Origin of the sequence: Ornithinibacillus sp. FSL M8-0202 (assembly GCF_037975285.1) — a bacterium.
In the GTDB taxonomy this organism is placed as follows: domain Bacteria; phylum Bacillota; class Bacilli; order Bacillales; family Amphibacillaceae; genus Ornithinibacillus; species Ornithinibacillus massiliensis.
This window is the reverse complement of the sequence record NZ_CP150248.1, coordinates 2,199,218-2,215,318: the sequence shown is the minus strand read 5'-3', so window position 1 is coordinate 2,215,318 and position 16,101 is coordinate 2,199,218. Positions and strand designations below refer to the sequence as shown.

The window sequence follows — 16,101 nt, the reverse complement described above, 5'->3', positions numbered from 1 at the left end:
ATAGGGGGAATTTATGTGAAGTTTAAACAATCACTGTTTATCACACTATTTCTAGCTTTTCTTTTATTATTGGCTGCATGTAGTGGTGGCAATGAGACTGAGGAAACAGACAATCCAACAGATACTGACTCTACCGAAACAGATGATACGGAAAACGAAACCGAAGAAGCAGCAGCTGGTGGCGGGGATCAAGTTCTAATCTTTGCACGTGGTGGTGATTCAGAGAGTCTTGACCCTGGTAGTACAACAGATGGGGAATCCTCTAGGGTAACAAAGCAGGTGTTAGAAGGGTTACTTGATTTTGATAAGGAATCTTTTGAGGTAGTTCCTTCGTTAGCCCACGACTGGAAAGTTTCTGAGGACGGGTTAACCTATACCTTTTATTTAGAAGAAGGGGTAACATTCCATGACGGAACAGAGTTTAATGCAGAGGCAGTTAAGGTTAACTTTGAACGTTGGTCAGATCCAGAACACGATTATTCCTTTTCAGATGATGGCTACGTCTACTCCATGTACGGAACGATGTTTGGCGGGTACAAAGGAGATGAGGGGCATGTCATTAAGGAAATTAACGTCATCAATGATCATGAAATCGAATTTGTCTTAAATCGACCTTTAGGGTTCTTCTTACAGAATATGGCGATGTCCTACTTTGCTATTACGTCACCAGCTGCTCTTGAGGAATTTGGTTCAAGAATTAATGAAAATCCAGTGGGTACTGGTCCTTTTAAATTTGTCAGCTGGAGTAAGGATGATTCCATAGTTTTAGAGAAATTTGAAGACTATCGTGTCGAGGGGCAGCCAAAATTAGACCGTGTCGTATTTACGGTTATTCCGGATAACGCGGCGCGCCTTATCGCACTTCGTTCTGGAGAAATTGACATTATGGATGGATTAAATCCAGATGATGCTGCCGGCGTTGAAACAGATGAAAATCTAATTCTTCACGAACGGGCAGAGAATAACTTTGGTTATGTTGGCTTTAATGTTGAAAAGGAACCATTTACAAATAAAACACTACGTCAAGCCATCAGTTATGCTATCGACCGTGAAGCGATTGCAGATGCCTTATATGCTGGGTATGCTGTACCAGCTAAAAACCCATTACCTCCAAGCTATATGGGGTATAACGATGAAATAGAAGGCTATCCATATGATGTTGACAAAGCGAAGGAGCTATTAGCCGAAGCTGGTTATGCAGATGGACTGGAAATCGAATTATGGACAATGCCTGTTGCTCGTCCATATATGCCAGACCCAGAAACTGTTGCGGTTATTATTCAAAGTAATTTAGCTGACATCGGCATTACGGCTAAGATTGTCAGAGAAGAATGGGCTCCATATCTTGAGAAAACAATGAACGGGGACCATCAAATGTATATGCTGGGCTGGTCCGGTACGAATGGGGACCCTGATTATTTCTTAAGTAGCTTACTTCACGGTAGTAATGTTGGAACGAGTAACCGTGAATTCTATGCTAATCCAGAAGTAGATAAGTTACTTGATGCAGCTAAAGTAGCTATAGACCAAGATGAACGTGCTGAATTGTATAAACAGGCACAAGCCCTAATAGCAGAAGATGCTCCAATGGTTCCATTAGTGCACTCTCGACCTGTATTAGCAACAACATCACAAGTAAAGAATTATGTACCACACCCATCAACAAGCGAATCCTTAGCAGAAGTCGAAATTGAGAATTAATGTAACAGAGATAAGGGTAGTAGTACTTTCTACTACCCTTCCCTCTTATAGACTTGGATTTCCCAAAAGACTGAGGTGAAAGAATGTTCTCCTATACCGTCCGTCGTTTACTAATGCTCATTCCCGTCTTAATCGGGATGACACTCATTACATTTTCTATTGTCCATCTAATCCCAGGTAACCCTGCACAAGTCATCTTAGGAGAAACCGCAAGCGAAACAGCCATAAGAGACTTGGAAGAAAGCATGGGACTAAACGAACCATATGCCATACAATATTCCATTTATATAGCTGATCTACTTCAGGGTGATTTAGGAACATCATTAAAAACAAAGACGCCTATCGCCGAAGAAATATGGCCTTATATTGCAGCTACATTTGAATTAACCTTATTTGCGATGGCGTTCGCAATCATTATCGGTGTGAATGCAGGAATTATTAGTGCATGGAGGCAAAATTCGTGGTTTGACTTTCTCGCCATGTTAGTTGCTCTAATTGGCGTATCGATTCCCGTGTTCTGGTTGGCATTAATGGAGCAATGGATTTTTGCTCAAGAACTAAGCTGGTTTCCTTCGAGCGGAAGACAAGATAATCGAGATCCAATGGAACCTATTACATATTTTTATGTACTGGATTCGATATTACATGGTGATTTTTCTAGGACCGTGACCATATTAAAGCACTTAGTATTACCAAGCATCGCCTTAGGAACCATTCCTATGGCTATTATCGCTAGGATGACTCGTTCCAGCATGCTAGAGGTCATGAAGTCAGATTACATTAGAACCGTACGTGCTAAAGGATCTGGCCAGTTCTTAATCATTTATAAGCATGCGCTTAAAAATGCCTTGATCCCTGTCCTAACTGTCATCGGTCTTCAAACCGGAGTTCTATTAGGTGGCGCAATATTGACCGAAACGATATTTAGTTGGCCAGGTGTTGGTCGTTATATCTACGAGGCTATTACGTATCGGGACTACCCGGTTATACAGTCCGGCATCTTAGTTATTGCTTTTTTATTTGTGATCATTAATCTGGTTGTAGACCTACTCTATAAATTTATTGATCCAAGGATTAATTACTAAGGGGGGCGGGTCATGAAAATACAAGATAAGAATGAAACAACCACACAACATAATCATTTGAGCGTTACCATGCAACCAGAACAAGAAGACATAAGAGCCATATCACCATGGAAGGATTCCTTACGTCAGCTGCGTAAAAACCCTTTCGCAATAGCCGGTATGATTATCATTCTCTTTTTCATTTTAATTGCTCTCTTGGCTCCTTTGATTACGTCCTATCCATACGATAAGATTAATCCAGTTAATCGCCTACAGCCGCCTTCTGGTGAGCATTGGTTTGGTACTGATGATGTTGGGAGAGATATTTTTACGAGAATCGCTTATGGGGCAAGGATATCCCTACAGGTTGGATTTTTCGCTGTTACAGGTGCTCTTCTTTTCGGTACCTTGCTTGGCGTTATTGCTGGGTATTATGGAAGATGGATTGATATGATCATTTCACGTATATTTGATATTTTACTAGCCTTTCCTAGTATTCTCCTTGCCATTGCGATTGTAGCAATCTTAGGAGCGTCTCTACAAAATGCGTTAATCGCTATTGCGATTGTTAATATCCCGATATTTGGTAGACTAATACGATCTAAAGTAATTAGTTTACGAGAAGAAGAATTTATTATGGCAGCAAGAGCCCAAGGGATGAAGAATGGAAGAATTATTTTTCATCACATACTACCAAATAGTGTTGCCCCGATAATCGTTCAAGCAACATTAAGCTTTGGTACCGCTATTTTAGAAGCAGCAGCACTTGGGTTCCTAGGGCTCGGCGCTCAGCCACCTGATCCAGAATGGGGAGCAATGCTAGCAAGCTCTCGTGACTTTATCCAATTAGCACCATGGACATTAATTTTCCCAGGTGTATCGATTATGTTAGTCGTATTAGGGTTTAACCTTGTTGGAGATGGGTTAAGGGATGCACTTGATCCGAAAATGAAGAATTAGGAAATATAAAGGGATTAGCTCCTAATGTTGGGGGCTAATCCCTTTTATCCTAGCAAGTTTAAACATCTCGCGGAAATCTATGACACCCCTTCTTACCACCAAAACCATTAGTTTGAAGAATTTGTCTTTACCGCTGATAGCCGCTTTTTAGCTGTTCTGATGTCAGGCGTAATAAGGCGATGTTTTTTTGCCTTTGCTAGACCAAATAATGGCATATTACCGTACACCGATTCATAGCTTCCCTTTGGAACGGAATAGGTTTCATGATAAATACCGACTGCATCATTATCTCCGACCTTCTGATTAAACTCTCTCCAGGCAGCTAAATGTTTAGCCCCCCTAGCATAGGCTAGTAAATCATCTGTTGACCGCCAATAGGAAATCATAATAGTTGTACGCAATCCATAGAAGCTCTCCATGGAAAGAAAGCCTAATTCGTCTTTATTCGCATATAACTCCCTGATCATGCCGGGCATAGCTTTAAACACCGGAAACCATTTATGGATTGCCCATCGTTTATTAATCCTCATTCCAATCATAAATACGACGACATCCTCATTATTTTCTGTTGTGTATCTACCTGGATATACTTTCTGCCCCATCCATACTCCCCCTTAACTTAATTTATTTATCGTATCCTTACACCACTTCATTTCAGCGGCCGTTATTTGCTTACCGTAATCTAGCGTAAACAGCCAATATTGCGCATCCGCCTTCTCTATAGAATGAATTTGAATTAATTCCTCTATTTCCTCATATGTGTGAAGCCGTTCTTGTAAAATTTCTTGATAATGCACTAAATAATCGATAGTAGTTTCCTTAGGCTGATGTCGACTAAAGAATAGCTTTAGGAGTACCTCATTCTTTGCCACTGGGATATTTTCTAATGGTGAGGAGAGCCATTGACGAAGTTCCTTCTCCCCTGCTTCGGTAAGTAAGTACTCTTTTATATCTGGTTTTCCATCCTGGGGTATATCTTGTACGGTTGCTAGCCCGTCCTCCACTATTTGCTTCAGCGTTGGATAAATTTGTCCGTAGCTTATTTTCCAAAAGTGATTCAAGCTCGTATCCATCATTTGCTTCATTTGATAGCCTGTTCTACAGCCTGTTGTTAGTAAGCCTAATATTGCATATTTTGTATGATTTGTTTTCGCCATGTTAACACCTATCTTTTTGATATATATCATTATGATATATAAGATACCGTAAGTTGCGAAAATTGGCAATAGGTTTTTTTATTTTTTTCATTAAATTCTCATCACTTCCGTTTACTTTTTACGCAATTGATTGTATATTACTTAGGGACACGAAATACCAGGAGAGGCGACATAACAATGGCGATATTCCTTAAAGAATGGTCTGAACAGCTAAAGACCTACAACCAAAATATTAAACTAGCAATATGGGCCAACATCTTCTCCCAAATCGGGATGGGTATGTTTATGGTCATTTATAATATTTATATCCAAGAGCTTGGACTTAGCCATGATGTTAATGGTCAAGTCATTGCATTAACTGCTCTAGCCACGGCTATTATTCTTGTTCCAGCTGGGATAATGAGTGATAAGCTAGGTAGAAAGCGAGTTATGGCATTTGGCGTGCTACTTACCGGACTAATTCTTATTTTACGTAGTTTAGTAGAACTGCAATCACTTCTATTAATAACAGGGTTTGCTACCGGGGTCTTCACAGCGTTCCTTCAGGTTTCTTCGATTCCCTGGCTCGCAGAGAACTCGAACCCAAAGCAACGTGTTCATCTCTTTAGTCTGCACGCTGCTATTATGACGGCGGCTAATGTCGTTGGCAGTTTACTTGGTGGTACGTTAACGGACTTCTTTTCACTGTTTACCAGTGATTTAAGTGCTATTCGTTTTACATTAATGATTGGGAGTATCTTTTATTTAGTAGCATTCTTCCCCATTATTAAAATGGTTGAGAAGCCGAAACCTAAAGTGGAGAAAGTTGATAGAGTACCATTTAGAGAGTTTTTAAAGGTAAATAAAACTGGTTTTAAGGTCATTGCTTTATTTGCAGTAGCACAGCTATTAATCGGGTTTGGTAGTGGGCTTGTCATTCCCTATTTAAACCTATATTTCGCTGATCGGTTTGCTGCATCTAATTCCATGATTGGACTAATCATTTCATTAGGTCAGGCCGCTACAGCGGTTGCCATGTTTATTGGTCCAGTTGTAGTAAAGAAGGTTGGAGAAGTTCGGGCCGTTGTTTATTTACAGCTTTCCTCTCTTCCGTTTCTATTGTTAACAGCCTATACGGAAAATCTACTCTTAGCTAGCCTTGGATTCTTATTCAGGCAGGCACTTATGAATGCTGGTAACCCGATTCAGTCATCACTTATGATGTCTAAAGTCGATGATTCTGTGAAGGGATTAGCGAACTCGATTAACCAAATGGTATTTCAACTTGGTTGGGCGTTTATGGGACCGGTATCTACTTCGATAGTGATGATGTACGGCTCCTATTGGGGGTATGCACATATCTTTACGATAACGGCAGGATTGTATCTAATTGGATCGGTTTACTTCTTTGTTGTATTTCGTCGATTGAAATCTACAGAAGAAGAATAGTTTGAGGAATAACGAAGAGAGATTGCCCTCCGTTATGGGCGATCTCCCTTATAGTCTAATCATTATTTCTTCCTTACCTGATTGTCGTAATTCTACAATGGTTTCGCCTCGGTAATTTTGTGCTTCTTTGATTACTTGTTTGAGAAGTGGTTTGATCAATTGTTTATGAATAGGAGTCAATGTTGTGGAATGATTGTCATAGGAGTTATTGGTTCGTCTTATAATCCTTTTCCAAACCATATTCGTACAAATTATGTTGGTTCCAAGATGTAATACAAAGTAGGGTACTGGAATGGTAAATCCTCTATTCTTACTCGTTCTTATCGTTACTTTAATCATTCTCTTACTCTACGAATATAGCGACTTTATCGCCATCTCCTGATACGATATCGACGATTTGACCTTCTACTTCTTGATCAATTGCTTCTAAAATAAGATTAATATCTATATCCTTTACATATTTCTCTGCCTCTGGAATATTAGCTGCTATGCCGTGGCCAGCCTTCAATACTGCCTGACATAGTCTTATTGGCAAGTTAACATTAACGATATCACTTTCATTGGATTGAATTCTAACCTTTAACGTTTTATTGAGATAATTGGAAGACTTCCCCTTCTCATCTTTATCCTTTAATACCGCTATTAACTCACCTGCTTTATCTGCATCAATCTTCCCTTCTTCCATCATCTTTAATATTTTTGAAATCTCTTCCTTCACTTTAATCTCCTCCTTATTCTTTTAACATTTTAATTGCTTCGTCAGGTGTAATTTCCCCTTTTTCCAGCATACCAAGAATTGCACGTTCATCTAGGACATTCTTTTGTCTTGTTTCATATCCTAATGCTTGAATAATATCATTTAATTTTCCTCTAACAGTTGGATATGAAATTCCTAGCTCCTTTTCAACTTCTTTAATATTCCCTCTCGCAACCATAAAGGTTTCAATAAAGTCTAGCTGCTCCTTGGATAAAAGGTTAAATTTGGAAAGTGAAAAGTCATTTTCAATTGTTGTATGGCAGTGGTTACATTGAAGTTTCGTTACGATTAATGTATTGCTACAAACTGGACATTGCGTAATTAATGGATGTGTCATGATAATCCCTTTCCTTATTTTGCTATCATTATATACAACTTCAGTATTTTTGTAAACATGAAATTAAATAATTTAATATTTATTATCCATTATATTAATATTTTTAATCAACAAGTTAATAATATTAATACACAACCCACACCCCCGACCAACAAGTAATCGTTTCCTATGTCTAAAGAACTATAAATTCACATGAATTTAACAGTGACTTTACATTACGTTGGTATAATTTACTATATACTAGAATGCTAATGTGGAGGTTTTACATTGAACAGCTCTGATAAGAATAAAAGCCGAAACAAACGGGAAAGAAGCCTACGAAGTCGTATCCTAACGATATTCATTATTCTTTTAACCCTTACAGTCGTCGCAGTAGGTGTAAGTGCGTACACGATTTCTCGTAATACCACAATGGAAGCAATCGAAAATAGACTCGTACGTGAAGCCGACTTAATTGAATATCTGGTGGACAATTTAAAATTTGTTTATCCCAGTGACGATCAATATGATTACTTCATGCAGCAGGTTAACATCAGTGTACGTGACCAACAAACAAAGCTAACCAATGATGAAATCGTCTCCGATTATTTTTATACGAAAGATGATGAACTCATTCCATTTAAAGTTAGTGAAAACACCCTTCCGCCGATATCCGATTCCTTGCTAGAAACCATACTAAATGCAGAGGATGGCATCCTACATACTTCAATTGACGGAAAGGACTTCACATTAAGTATTAAAGCGATTAATAACCTTGAGGGGAAATATGTATTAGTTGTACCGACCGCTACCTATATGAAGCCAGTTAATCAACTCGCTATCATTATGATTAGTATTATTCTTATTGGTATTCTAATATCCTCATTCGTCATTACTATTTTTACCAATAACATATCAAAACCTCTTTCCATCTTAAGAGAAAAAATGAAGAAAGTGCGAAATGGTGATTTACGAGAGGATTCCACTGAAATAAAGACGAGCATCCCAGAGGTATCTTCCTTGGATAGAAGCTACAATGCTATGATTAATCATATGCGTTCCATGCTCCACCAAATTAAAGATACAACCATTAACCTTGAACAAACGGGCACAGAGCTACAGCAATCGTCTGAAAATACACTTGCATCTAGTCAAGATTTAATTGATGCTATACAGACTGTAAAAGTAGGAGCGGAACAAACCGCAAGTAGCTCAGAGGGAAGTTCGGAATCGTTTAAAATTATGAAGGATAAAATTGAACAAATGATTGAAAGTATGGGAGAAATCTTTTCCAGTGCCAATCAAATGAACCACTCCGCACAACATGGTGAAAAAAATATGACAGAATTAATTAACACGATCAATACATTTAAGCAAGAGTTCGAACACTTAACTAAGACAATCCAACATGTCCAATCCTATTCAAAGTCCATTAATAAGCTAGTTGGGCTGATTCAAGGCATTGCAGAACAAACTAAATTACTATCTTTAAATGCATCTATTGAGGCTGCCCGCGCAGGAGATGCTGGTAAAGGCTTCGCTGTAGTCGCAAATGAAGTAGGTAAACTCGCGGAACAATCGTCTAATGCCGCGGAACAGATCACCGAGTCCATTTCTAACATGGAACAGGTCACTGAGACCGCGACAAATGAATTTGAAAATATGTTAGTCAAGACAACCAATACACTAATTAAGTCTAATGAAGCCAAGTTTTCAATAGATGAAATGATGCAAGAGATTTTCGAGGTAAGTACAGAGCTTCAAGGTGTTCAAGGGGAATTAAAGGAACTAGAGCAGCTATTACCGTCATTAGAAAAAGAAACATTTGGCTTCCTATCGGTATCACAAGAGACACTGGCAAGCGCAGAAGAAATGCTTGCAAGTAGTGAAGGTCAGATAAAGCAGATGGAACATACACATGAGGTCGGATTAAAGCTTACCGACATATCGAAATCACTAACAGAAAGTACAAAGCAATTTACTATCCAGTAGTAGGTAGATAACTCTACCATAATCGTGATGAACTAAACTGAGGCTGGGACATAACTAAAAGAATTTAATGTAAAACCGAATAATACACGATACTAGCTCATCATTCGGTTTTTACTTTAAGATAAATTCTTTTGTCCCAGCCTCAGTATTTTTATGACCGAACATCATCCGATACGATTTACGACCTGAGGCTTTTACTTTATAAATATCAAAATGCATACAAAAAGACCGGCACTGTGGCCGGTCTTTTCTATATTCATCAAAGGGGGAAGATGAAATTCATTATATAGTTTATCCAAAACGTCCAGAAATATAATCTTCTGTGCGATTATCTCTTGGTTTTGTAAAAATAGTATTGGTTTCGTCCATCTCTACTACTTCTCCATTTAAGAAAAAGGCTGTAAGATCAGAGATACGAGCTGCTTGTTGCATATTATGCGTTACGATGATAATGGAGTAATCCTTTTTCAACTCTTGAACAAGGTCCTCAATCTTTAATGTAGACTTTGGATCTAGCGCTGAGGTAGGCTCATCCATTAGGATAACATCTGGTTCGATTGCTAGTGTACGAGCTATACATAAACGTTGTTGCTGTCCACCGGAAAGTCCGTAAGCATTTTCCTTTAATCGATCCTTCACTTCATCCCAAATATAAGCACCACGAAGACTTTTCTCCACGATTTCATCTAAAATCTTTTTATTACGGATTCCATGAATTCTTGGACCATAGGCAATATTATCGTAGATTGATTTTGGAAATGGATTTGGTTTTTGGAATACCATACCTACGTGAGTTCTCAAATCTTCTACTTTGAATGATTTATCTAGAATACTCCTGCCTTTGTAATTGATTTCACCAGTTGTGCGGACTGTTGGAACTAATTCCACCATACGATTTAACGTTTTTAAATAGGTCGATTTACCACAGCCAGATGGACCAATAATGGCTGTTACCTCTTTTTCATTAATTGTAAGATTTATATCTTTTAAAGCATGTGTCTCACCATACCAAAGGTTTAACTCCTTTGTGTCAAACACAATATTTTGATTCGCAAGGCTAGGAGATACCGCAACGGTTTCACTATTATTTAACATACTACTATTCTCCTTAACTGTTAAAAGACTCAAGACTATATCCTCCTTAACTTAGAAACGTTGTTGGAACTTATTTCGGATAAAGATTGCCGCCGAATTCAATACAAACAATAGCAGTAATAAAACGACAATAGTTGCTGCTGCTAGGTTTGCATATTCTGCTACTAAGGATGAATCTAATGTCCAATAGTAAATTTGCATTGGAAGTGCTGTAAATTTATCAAAGATTCCTTCAGGAAACGGTATAATTAATGCCGGAATTCCAATTACAGTAAGTGGCGCTGTCTCACCAATTGCACGGGAAAGTGCTAATATCGCACCTGTTAATATTCCAGGTAAGGCCGCTGGTAAGATCACATTCCTAATGGTTTGCCATTTGGTAGCACCCATTCCGTATGATGCTTCACTTAAATAGCCTGGAACTGCACGAATTGCTTCCTGTGCGGCAACTATTACAATCGGAAGGATTAAAAGTGATAGTGTCAACCCACCAGCTAGAATAATATTTCCCATGCTCATTGCACGAACAAAAATGGTTAATCCTAAAATCCCATAAACGATTGACGGTACACCAGCAAGGTTAGCAATATTCGTTTGGATGATAGATTGAAAGCGTCCTTTTTTAGCATATAACTCTAGGTAAATGGCTGTTCCAATACCTAGAATTAAAGTAACTGGTGCTACTACAAGCATCATCCAGACAGTACCTAAAATAGCTCCCATGATACCCGCACGTTCAGCATCCGTTGATAGTCTGCCAGTTAGAAAGTTCCAGTCTATCCAACCAATACTATCTGCTACAACACGATATATTAAGATTGCTAAAACAATAAGTCCAAAGAGGGTTGCTACTAGAAATAAGCCTTTTAATAAATTATTCTTCAGAATTCGCGGACCCATACGCTTCGATACTTTATCTGCATCTATATATTTCATCTTAGTATTCCTCCCTAAACTTACGAGAGACGTATCTTGCAAGTAGATTCATAATCAGTGTAAAGACAAATAGTGTCATTGCTACCGCGTAAAGGCTGTAATATACGGTTGTACCTGCAGCGGCTTCTCCACCAGAAACTTCTACTATATATGCTGTCATCGTCTGCATAGATTGGGTAATATCAAAGGTAAAGTTTTTCGAGCTACCACTAGCGATTGTAACAATCATAGTCTCACCAATAGCACGTGAAATACCTAGTACAAATGACGCAATAATTCCGGACAGTGCTGCTGGCATAACAACTTTAAATGTTGTTTCTAGCTTTGTTGCCCCCAGTCCTAACGCACCTTCGCGGATGGAATTAGGAACAGATGACATAGCGTCTTCAGATAAAGAAGCAATCATTGGAATAATCATGATTCCCATTACGATACCTGGACTTAATATATTGGTAGCCCCTACTTCCGGCCAAATAGAACGGATTAGTGGTGTAACAAATGTGAAGGCAAAAAATCCGTATACAATAGTAGGAATCCCTGCAAGTATTTCTAGCATTGGCTTTAATACTCTTCTTACACGATCAGAGGCATATTCACTTAAATATATGGCGGCCATTAGTCCAATTGGGCCTGCTACAAGCATGGCAATTAAGGTAGAAATAATAGTACCATTAATAAGTGGTAATACACCAAATTCAGGGTTTTGACTAATTGGTTTTAATACCGTTCCGCTAAAAAATTCCCAGATAGGAACACGTTTAAAGAATTCAATTGTTTCCGAGAGCAATGTCAGTACGATTCCAATCGTAGTTAAAACAGTAATAATCGCAAACAGGAATAACAGTATCGGAATAGCTTTCTCTGTTACTGCCGATAAGCTCTTAGACTGCTTGTTTTGCTCTATCATACTTTTCACATCTATCGCATCATTGCGATTAGGCTTACTGTTTGCTGCCATCTCTTTGCAGCTCTCCTTCCAAATCTAAAAGTCACAATAAGATGAGAGCATAATGGTGCCCTCATCTTATGGTATATTGTTTGCAAAATTCTATGTCAGTTCGTATTCAATTATTGTAATGCTTTCAACTCATCGATTAGAGACTGTACTTCCTCGTCCGGAATTGGAGCGAAACCAGTTTCACCTGCTAATCTGTTGATGTTCTCCATTACATAGATTGCATAGTCTAATACTTCTGGTTTTTCTTTAGCATTGTTCACGTTCAAGTAAGTGAATACTGGACGAGTGTAATCTGCATAGTCACCATCTTCAGCAATTGTATCTAGAGAAGGAGCAACCGGTCCATCACCAAAGTCAATTGATACAGCATTTACTTTATCTTTATTGCTGTCATAATATCCAAATCCGAAGAATCCAATTGCATTCTCATCTTCAGAAACTAGTGTTACTAGAGTTGAGTAATCTTGTTGAAGGTTAATGCCATCAACTAGATCTTGTTTATCAAGAATATTTTCATGGAAGAATTCATATGTTCCATGGTTTTCATTTGGACCATAAGTTTGAATCTTTTCATTTGGCCAGTCAGGATTTACGTCAGACCAGTTTTCATATTCTCCAAGGAAAATAGAAACTACTTGATCTGGAGTTAATTCTGTAGCGAAATCATTATCAGGGTGTACTACAATTGTTAAACCATCTAGAGCAACTTTCATTTCTAATACTTCAATACCTAACTCATCTGCTTTTTCTTTTTCTTCATCTTTGATATAACGTGATGCATCGTTAAAGTCTGTACCATTTTCTTGCAAGAATTTTTCAAATCCTGCACTTGTTCCCGCACGGCTTACTTCAACAGATACTTTTGGTTGTTCGTTTGTCATATATTCTTCAGCAATTCTAGACATTAACGGATAAACTGTACCAGATCCATCGATTACTACACTACCATCTAATTCGCTTGAAGCTTCTTCCTCTTCTGATTCAGTATCAGTTCCGTTATCTGCGTTTTCTGTAGATGTTTCTTCAGAACTTTTGTCGTCGTCAGAATTGTCTTCGTCTTTGTCATTCCCACAAGCTACTAGCATTACTGCTAATGCAGCTACAAATAGGAACATCAAGTACTTTTTGAATTTCATCTAAATTGTCCTCCCCAAAGTGCAATTTATATTTATTTAAGGGTTATCCCCTCTCACAGATTTAAGTATAAGAGACAAATGTTAAGTGGATATGTTCCAAATGTAAATCGTTTGTAAATTCCTATCATATAGAAATAGATTTAATTTTAAGTCTATTTTCCTATTTTTTAGTATTGCACCTTTTATTCAGTAGACAGCTATGAAAATATCATGCTAAACTTTTAAGTAAGGGAGAAAAGAGGGGAATAAAGATGAATCTGTGGATGAGAAAAATAGCCGTCGCTTTAATCGCAATCGTAACATTTGGTTTATATACGCCTACTTATTTAATTGCAGATGAAGATAATAATGAGGTTGTTAGTCCAAAAGAGAATGATAGTAGTGCCATTCCTACTGAGATTCGCACGGAAGTTGAAGAAGAAACAGATGTCATTAGCTCCTTAACGGAAAAGGCTAAAGAACAAAGCTTTGTAAAATTCGGACCGAAGATTTCACAAAAAGTAGAAAATGAATTCACACAAATCATCTTACCTAAGATGGAACTAGCATTAGAGACTATTCTTGCAAAAGAAGATGCATCCTATCTTTCCATTACGGAGCAGCCATCACATGGCTATGGAGAAAGAATATTTAATGTATACAATGAGTTAACGAAAGAAGATATCGCGAAATTCCACGTAAGACGTGACAATAGACCACAAGATGGATACTGGTTTAACTTCCACTACCACTTAAAAGATGATAATTTTGAAGTACATCATCTATTAGGTGAAATATATTGGGATAAAAACACGCCACCAAAGTGGATGTCATAAGGTAAAACCTCCTAGATGTAGGAGGTTTTTTTATTTTACATCTTATAGCAACTCATACAAGTTAGTTAGTTGCACATCCATCTCGTTCTGTGGATCATCTAGTGGAAATATTCGTGCTGTATTATTTTCATTGACCTGCTGAATATACACCTGTTTACCGTTATACCACACACGCTTCATATCTGGTGATTGTGCAATATCAGCTGCTCTCATCCGGTGCATCTTAATCCACCTCCAGTATAATTGGGCCAGACTCGTTAAGTCCCGCTAAATCAACCTCTTGTTCATGGTGAAGCGCATCAAGTGGAAAAACTTTCGCTTTATCATAATTCACTTCTTGAATATAAACGGGAATGCCATGATAATTCACATTTACAAATACATCAGATTGAAGAATCTTTTCTGCTCGATCATTATCCATCTCTTTCTCCTCCTATAGCTCCTTTGTCATTTATTTTTCACGTTTAAAACATGTACTATTCGAGGATTAATTGGGTTGATTTGATACATTTTTCCAGTTCCGTTTATACCGATAAATAGACGAGCGGATTCCCAATAGAAATCCGCTCGTCCGAAATGATGATAGATAATAATTCCTTTGCTTTTAAATTAAACAACTATTAATTACTACTATATGTTCTTTTATGCTAAAACGGCCAATTGCTTTTCAACAATAGCTTCTTCATAACCTTTTAATAGTGCTTCAAATATACTATCCCATGTTTGTGTTAATGCATACTCTCTGCCATTCAAACCCATCTCTCTACGTTTTTTCCTATCTATTAACAGCTCTGTAATAGCCTTAGCAAATCCCTCTATATCTTTTTCTTCACACAACATGCCTGTTTTCTGATGCTTTACGATCGTCCGAACACCACCCGCATTAGCCACAATTGCTGGCGTCCCACTGGCTATTGCCTCTAGCACAACATTACCAAATGTTTCTGTTGGAGAAGGAAAAACAAACAAGTCACTGGCAGCATATACATGAGCAAGCTCCTGACCAGATAAAAATCCAGTAAACGTCATCTTCTCAGGGGACTTTTTTCTTAATTCCTCTTGGTTCGGGCCATCACCTACTACTAGCCAGTGCACATCCTCTCTTACTCGTTCAGGTAATGAATTATGTATTTCCGGAAGAAGCATAACATCCTTCTCTGGTGCAATCCTACCGACATATAAAAGGACATGCTTCTCTTTAATACCATATTTCCTTCGCATAGCTTCCCGGTCAAAATTAGGATGAAATGTAGAACAATCAATGCCTCTTGCCCAAATATCTAAATTCATAAAGCCGTGTTTTTTTAGGTTTTCCATCGTATCAACAGATGGTACATAAATTTTACGCATTGGTCGATGAAACCAGCGCATATAACGCCATAAAACCTTCGTTAAAAACTGCAAATCGTAATATTCCAGGTACTTATCAAAATCAGTATGATAGGATCCCACTAGAGGGATATTTAACTTTTTGGCGTAATGTAAGCCACATAACCCAACATTAAAAGGTGTGGCAACATGAATAATATCGGGTTTGAATTGGATAAGTTCTTCACGCACATGAAGCATATTCGGGAACGCAAATCGACATTCAGGATAAAGAAAAAGCGGGAGGCTTTTAAATCGATAAATATCACTAGAATACATACTTTGACTCGCACTTTTGGGGGCAAACACCTTATATTCCAGCCCTTTGTCACTTAAAAAGTCAGTAAACCGTTTTAATGTCTTTGCCACACCGTTCACATCTGGTGCAAAAGTATCCGTAAAAATTGCGATTTTCATG

18 protein-coding genes are annotated in these 16,101 nt (G+C 38.1%); 6 read left to right on the top strand and 12 right to left on the bottom strand.

What is annotated here, in order from left to right; genetic code table 11:
- The first annotated feature begins 15 nt into the window (after positions 1-15).
- From MKY78_RS11565 to MKY78_RS11555, 3 genes are all read left to right on the top strand, one after another.
- On the top strand, positions 16-1,701 hold the full coding sequence (locus MKY78_RS11565) for an ABC transporter substrate-binding protein (protein WP_339212804.1): 1,686 nt from the start codon (positions 16-18) through the stop codon (positions 1,699-1,701).
- Between the two features lie 83 nt (positions 1,702-1,784).
- Positions 1,785-2,786, top strand: a complete 1,002-nt coding sequence (locus MKY78_RS11560) for an ABC transporter permease (RefSeq protein WP_339212802.1) — start codon at positions 1,785-1,787, stop codon at positions 2,784-2,786.
- Between the two features lie 12 nt (positions 2,787-2,798).
- Positions 2,799-3,725, top strand: a complete 927-nt coding sequence (locus MKY78_RS11555) for an ABC transporter permease (RefSeq protein ID WP_339212800.1) — start codon at positions 2,799-2,801, stop codon at positions 3,723-3,725.
- Between the two features lie 107 nt (positions 3,726-3,832).
- Here MKY78_RS11555 and MKY78_RS11550 read toward each other — a convergent pair whose 3' ends face one another.
- On the bottom strand, positions 3,833-4,327 hold the full coding sequence (locus tag MKY78_RS11550) for a DUF4188 domain-containing protein (protein ID WP_339212799.1): 495 nt from the start codon (positions 4,325-4,327) through the stop codon (positions 3,833-3,835).
- 12 nt (positions 4,328-4,339) lie between these two features.
- A complete protein-coding gene (locus MKY78_RS11545; RefSeq protein ID WP_339212797.1) occupies positions 4,340-4,882 on the bottom strand; it encodes a PadR family transcriptional regulator in 543 nt (180 codons plus the stop codon).
- Between the two features lie 177 nt (positions 4,883-5,059).
- Here MKY78_RS11545 and MKY78_RS11540 point away from each other — a divergent pair, with 177 nt between their 5' ends.
- On the top strand, positions 5,060-6,310 hold the full coding sequence (locus tag MKY78_RS11540; protein WP_186868117.1) for an MFS transporter: 1,251 nt from the start codon (positions 5,060-5,062) through the stop codon (positions 6,308-6,310).
- Positions 6,311-6,358: 48 nt separating this feature from the next.
- Here the strand turns inward: MKY78_RS11540 and MKY78_RS11535 are convergent, their stop codons facing one another.
- The 3 genes from MKY78_RS11535 to MKY78_RS11525 are packed head-to-tail and all read right to left on the bottom strand — an operon-like array spanning position 6,359 to position 7,404.
- Complete coding sequence (locus tag MKY78_RS11535; protein ID WP_339212795.1) at positions 6,359-6,649, bottom strand: hypothetical protein; 291 nt, start codon at positions 6,647-6,649, stop codon at positions 6,359-6,361.
- Between the two features lie 4 nt (positions 6,650-6,653).
- Entirely contained in the window at positions 6,654-7,028 is a 375-nt protein-coding gene (locus MKY78_RS11530) for a hypothetical protein (RefSeq protein ID WP_339212792.1), read from the bottom strand.
- Positions 7,029-7,041: 13 nt separating this feature from the next.
- Complete coding sequence (locus MKY78_RS11525) at positions 7,042-7,404, bottom strand: DUF2089 domain-containing protein (RefSeq protein ID WP_339212791.1); 363 nt, start codon at positions 7,402-7,404, stop codon at positions 7,042-7,044.
- A gap of 267 nt (positions 7,405-7,671) precedes the next feature.
- On the opposite strand from MKY78_RS11525, the gene MKY78_RS11520 reads away from it, so the two are divergent.
- A complete protein-coding gene (locus tag MKY78_RS11520) occupies positions 7,672-9,375 on the top strand; it encodes a methyl-accepting chemotaxis protein (protein WP_339212789.1) in 1,704 nt (567 codons plus the stop codon).
- 291 nt (positions 9,376-9,666) lie between these two features.
- Here MKY78_RS11520 and pstB read toward each other — a convergent pair whose 3' ends face one another.
- From pstB to MKY78_RS11500, 4 genes are all read right to left on the bottom strand, one after another.
- On the bottom strand, positions 9,667-10,470 hold the full coding sequence (gene pstB, locus MKY78_RS11515) for a phosphate ABC transporter ATP-binding protein PstB (RefSeq protein ID WP_339217888.1): 804 nt from the start codon (positions 10,468-10,470) through the stop codon (positions 9,667-9,669).
- A gap of 51 nt (positions 10,471-10,521) precedes the next feature.
- A complete protein-coding gene (pstA, locus tag MKY78_RS11510) occupies positions 10,522-11,406 on the bottom strand; it encodes a phosphate ABC transporter permease PstA (RefSeq protein ID WP_339212788.1) in 885 nt (294 codons plus the stop codon).
- A gap of 1 nt (position 11,407) precedes the next feature.
- On the bottom strand, positions 11,408-12,364 hold the full coding sequence (gene pstC / locus MKY78_RS11505; RefSeq protein ID WP_339212785.1) for a phosphate ABC transporter permease subunit PstC: 957 nt from the start codon (positions 12,362-12,364) through the stop codon (positions 11,408-11,410).
- Between the two features lie 110 nt (positions 12,365-12,474).
- On the bottom strand, positions 12,475-13,500 hold the full coding sequence (locus MKY78_RS11500; RefSeq protein ID WP_339212783.1) for a PstS family phosphate ABC transporter substrate-binding protein: 1,026 nt from the start codon (positions 13,498-13,500) through the stop codon (positions 12,475-12,477).
- Between the two features lie 251 nt (positions 13,501-13,751).
- Here MKY78_RS11500 and MKY78_RS11495 point away from each other — a divergent pair, with 251 nt between their 5' ends.
- Positions 13,752-14,315, top strand: coding sequence for a YpjP family protein (locus tag MKY78_RS11495; protein ID WP_339212782.1), 564 nt, complete (start codon positions 13,752-13,754; stop codon positions 14,313-14,315).
- A 42-nt stretch (positions 14,316-14,357) separates the two neighbouring features.
- Here the strand turns inward: MKY78_RS11495 and MKY78_RS11490 are convergent, their stop codons facing one another.
- From MKY78_RS11490 to MKY78_RS11480, 3 genes are all read right to left on the bottom strand, one after another.
- The gene (locus MKY78_RS11490) at positions 14,358-14,537 is read right to left on the bottom strand and encodes an H-type small acid-soluble spore protein (protein WP_339212780.1); all 180 of its coding nucleotides are present in this window, start codon (positions 14,535-14,537) and stop codon (positions 14,358-14,360) included.
- A 1-nt stretch (position 14,538) separates the two neighbouring features.
- A complete protein-coding gene (locus MKY78_RS11485; protein ID WP_339212779.1) occupies positions 14,539-14,736 on the bottom strand; it encodes a small, acid-soluble spore protein, H family in 198 nt (65 codons plus the stop codon).
- Positions 14,737-14,957: 221 nt separating this feature from the next.
- On the bottom strand, positions 14,958-16,100 hold the full coding sequence (locus MKY78_RS11480; RefSeq protein ID WP_339212775.1) for a glycosyltransferase family 1 protein: 1,143 nt from the start codon (positions 16,098-16,100) through the stop codon (positions 14,958-14,960).
- Between the last annotated feature and the right edge of the window lies 1 nt (position 16,101).